Below are 4,311 nucleotides of genomic sequence, written 5' to 3'. Positions count from 1 at the left end.
GCCGACGCCGCCCATCCCGCCCGCGCCGCCGCCCTGCAGGCCAAAGGCATCGCCGGCACCTGTCGGGGCTGCATCGATGGCAACCGCCGCCGGGGCCTCGGCCGCCTTGGCCGGGGTCGGCGTCGGCTGTTCGACCGGCACCGTCTTGGTTTCGAGCGGCTCGGGCGGTTTTTCTTCCTGCGGCGGCGGCGGTGGCGGTGGTGGCGGCGGCAGCAGCAGCGCCGTGGTCGATGGCGGCGCCTTTTTTTCCTTGCCGATGGTCGCGTTGCTCAGCGTCCAGATGCCATAGGCCAGCCCCACCAGCGCGGCGATGCCGACGCAGATCCACAACCACTTCCGGTTGGGCTCGTTACCGTCATCAAAGGCGAGCGGCTCGGCCATCGCTTATTGGCCGGGCTTGCCGGTGACGAGGCCGACCTTGTTGAGATCGAGCCGGCGCAGCAGGTCGAGCACTTCCATGACCTTTTGGTACTGAACGGTGGAATCGCCCTTCAGCACGATCGGCAATTCGGGATTGATGGCCTTTTCAGTGCGTAACCGCGCCTCCAGATCAGCAATCGACACCGGAAAGGCATCGAGGAAGATCTGCCCCGAATTGTTGATGGTGATCGCCTTGGTCTTGGGCGCGACCAGGCTCGCAGCAGAACCCGCCTTGGGCAGATCGACCTTGATGCCCTGCACGCTGGCCGTGGCCATCAGGATGAAGATGACGAGCAGCACATAGGCCAGATCGAGCATCGGCGTGATGTTGATGTCGTCATAGGCCTTGCGGCCACCACCGGCTTTCATGGGTCAGCGCTCCTATTCGGCTGCAAGGCGGGTGGGCGGGGCAGGGTAGGACCGCTCGGCCTGAACTTCGGCCAGACGGGTCACCAACCGGTCGCAGAACACCCGCATCTCGTCGGCCATCGCGGTGATCTTGGAGTTGAGATAGTTATAACCGAACAGCGACGGGATGGCGGCCGCCAGACCGGCAATCGTCGCCAGCAGGGCCGCGGCGATGCCCGGCGCGATGGCGTTGACGTTGACATCGCCGGCCATCGCCACGCCGCCAAAGGTGTTCATCACGCCCATGACGGTGCCAAGCAGGCCAATGAAGGGCCCGCCCGAAATCGCGATGGTGAGCAGCACCATGGCGGCATCGAGCTTCTGGTTCTCGTCGACCTGCACGGCATCGACCGCCGCCCGCAAGGCCTCTACCGCTTCGCCCGACAACGGCCGATCGCCCAGCCGACGCTGGCGCATCTGCAGTTCGTCGATACCGATTTCATACAGCCTCCCCAGCGGCGCCGATGCGATCAGCTTGCGCTCGCCGTCGGACAGCCCGGGCAGTTCGCTGATATGAACGAGATCCTCTTCCATCGACTGATAGCGCTTCTGGAACGCCTTGTTGGCGCGGTTGGCGCGCGCCAGGTAATTGTTCTTCATCACCATCACGACGATGGCACCAGCCAGCAGCACCATGCACAGCCCGATGATCGCCCAGTCGAGCGCCGGCGTTGCCTTCAGGATGTACAGGATGGTGCCACCTTCACCGCCCTGTTCCTCGTCCTTGCCAAAGGCGAGCAGCTTGCCCTCAGGCCCCTGCGCGGCGACATCGGTAGCCATCAAGGCCGGTGCCCGTGCCACCTTCGACAGCCGGGTTTCGTCAAGACCGCCGGTAAACGGCGCCGTCGCCGATCCGCCGATCGTCAGCGGGCCGGCCATCGCCGGCAATGCGGCGCCGGTGGCCACTTCCTTGCCGCCAACAAACAGGCGCGAGGCCTGTCCGTCCGACGTCACCGCCACATGTACCCACTGCCCCGGCGCAATCGCAGCCGGCGCAGCTGTGCGCGCGCCGGCCGAAACATAGGGCACCCCGGCGGCAAGCCCGACGACAACGCCATCGCGCGCAAACAGCGCCTGATCGGCAGTGCTGGCGGCATCGAGCTTGACCCAGGTCGAGAAGGTGAAACCCGTTGCCGGCGTTGCCAGCGACGGGGTGGCAGCGACTGCCATGCCGGTGCTCGCGGTGAACTTGCCGCCGCGCCCGATGATCGCGCCGTCGTCGCTGCTGGTCGGGCCATTGGCCGCGTTGTTGGCAAACGACGTCTTGTCCTTCGTCGGTGTGCCCGGCGCTTCATCATAGTGCAGAACAAGCGTGTAATCGGCGTCGAAGCTGCCGGCGCTGTTGACGGTGGCCGGCGCGCTTTTGTTGCCGTGATAGACCCAGAGCGCCGTTTTCTCGCCGCCAGCCAGCTTGGGCACATCAACCCAGACATTGGCGACGCCCAGCAGCACATCGAAGCTTTCGATGTGGAAGGTCAGCGGCGTCTTGTTGTCGGCGGCCAGGATGCGCAGGTCGGCACCATTGTCAGCCGATTCGCTGAACGAGAAATTGCCCGAGTGCAGCCGCAGCAGAACCGGTGTCCGCCCGATCGGGCCGGCGACATTGGTGCCCGACGGAGTCGTGTCGACAGTCACCGGCGTGCGGAAGGGCCATTCCTTCTGCCACCAGCCGCTACCGGCCTCGCTGCAACCGACCAGGGTCAGGGACGCGGCCAGAATACCGAAAATTGCCAGGCGCTTCATGGCCGGAACTCCTGTTGGGTCAGCGAAGGTGACATGGTTCAGAATTCCCCCTTGACCGAGAATGTCAGCATGCCGTCGCCGGCGCGGCGGACGACGCCGTCGACCAGCGTCCAGCCATAGGCAAGATTGCCCTTGAGATAGCGCAGCAGTTGGAACCGGGCACCGGCACCAGCGCTGAGCAGCGAAAACTCACTCTGCTGGTCGGGAAGCGGCGAGCGCACCCTGACGAAGCCGCCGTCGACAAAGCCGAACAGCCGCAGTTCATCGACAAAGCGACCAAGGTTCGAGCCGAACGACCGGCTGCGCAGCTCGAAACTGGCGTTGACGCCATCGTCGCCCACGGCTTCCGACTGGAAATAGCCGCGCACCGATGAATTGCCGCCGATACTGAACTGCTCGTTGTTGACCAGTGGCGAATCGGAAAACTGACCGGTCAACCGCACAAAGGCGGAATAGTCGCCGCCGAGCGACCTTGTGTAATCGCCGTCGAAATTGAGATGGACGAAATTGCCGACGGCATTGAACCGCTGGGTCTGCACATCGGTTGCCCGTGAGCCGAAGCCGCGCAGGCCAGCGGTCACCCCGACGGTGAGGTTGAGCGCGCTGTTGGCGCTGACCGATTGCCGGTTATAGCTGATGACCAGCGGCACATAGGAAATCGGGGTCTGGATCAGCCCCGGCGGCGTATCGGGCCCGGTTGGGACCAGGATATCCTGTTTGAAATCCTTCCAGTCGAAACCGAAGGTCAGCGCCTGTTCCACATCGCCCGGCACGCGGTAGATCGCACGCGCGCCCACCGCATAACCGTTGCCCAGCACCTGCGAGCCGCCCAGCGCTGCGACATTGCTTTTCGATGTGTAGCCATACAGCAGCATCGTCCAGCGACTGCCGAGCAGGGGGGCCAAGTAAGAACCCGAAATAACCTCGACCTGATCGCGGTTCTGGGGCGCCACCAGGTACGACGCGGTGATGGTATGACCGGCCTGCCACAGATTGGTGTAGCGCACGCTGCCGGCCAGGCGCAGTGGTTCTGTGCCGTTGTTGTGATCGTTGGTGAGTTCAAGGCTGGCGTGCAACGGCAGCGTGTCGCGGACCCGCAGGTCGATGTCGATGGTGCCGGGGATCTTGCCCGCCTTGATCGACGGCGTGATCTCGCGATCGGGAAAACGGTTGGCAGCTGCCAGCTGTTTCTGGGCGGCGCTGAAATCCGGCACCACGCCCGGTTGCAACGCCGGCACCTGCGCCAGAACCACCGTCGGGGCATGATATTTGGACCCGACAACACGAACCTGGCCAACCACGGCTTCGGTCACCTTGAGCAGCACGATGCCAGCGACAAAGGCCGCATTGGGCTGCGGCGGGATTTCCACGAGGACCGATTCATAGCCCTTGGCCTTGTAGGCCGCCTCCAGCGCCTTGCGCGCCGCCTCGACGTCGGTGGCAGCGCGGCCGGGGCCGGCAAAGGGGTAGACTGCGGCTTCCACGGTCGCTGCGTCGAGCCGGGTAACACCCACGACATCGAACGCCGAAATCTCGAACTGGTCGGGCGCGCTGCGCACCGGCGGTACTTGTGCCTGCGGTGCCTCGACCTGTGGCGCCTGTTCTTGCGCCGAAGCCACGGCCGCGGAAGCGACGGCCACTGCCGCAAGGGCCGGCATCGCTGTCGACAGCATTGCGCCGACAAACGTCGGGCGGCAACAGCGCACGCGGCGCGACATTGGCGGCAAAAGCGTCATAGGA

3 protein-coding genes and 1 pseudogene are annotated in these 4,311 nt (G+C 64.8%); all 4 read right to left on the bottom strand.

The annotated features are described in order from the left end of the window. A pseudogene (locus RMO81_RS04605) lies at positions 1–381 on the bottom strand (hypothetical protein); the annotation flags it as partial. Between the two features lie 3 nt (positions 382–384). After that, positions 385–789 carry a biopolymer transporter ExbD gene (locus RMO81_RS04600; RefSeq protein WP_310474582.1) on the bottom strand — a complete coding sequence of 135 codons (405 nt, stop codon included), beginning with the start codon at positions 787–789 and terminating at the stop codon, positions 385–387. A 12-nt stretch (positions 790–801) separates the two neighbouring features. After that, a complete protein-coding gene (locus RMO81_RS04595; protein WP_310474581.1) occupies positions 802–2,571 on the bottom strand; it encodes a DUF2341 domain-containing protein in 1,770 nt (589 codons plus the stop codon). Positions 2,572–2,609: 38 nt separating this feature from the next. Beyond that, on the bottom strand, positions 2,610–4,211 hold the full coding sequence (locus tag RMO81_RS04590; protein ID WP_310474580.1) for a ShlB/FhaC/HecB family hemolysin secretion/activation protein: 1,602 nt from the start codon (positions 4,209–4,211) through the stop codon (positions 2,610–2,612). Between the last annotated feature and the right edge of the window lie 100 nt (positions 4,212–4,311).

The organism is Sandarakinorhabdus sp. (assembly GCF_031422795.1).
Taxonomy (GTDB): domain Bacteria; phylum Pseudomonadota; class Alphaproteobacteria; order Sphingomonadales; family Sphingomonadaceae; genus Sandarakinorhabdus.
This window is presented reverse-complemented; position numbering and strand designations above follow the sequence as displayed.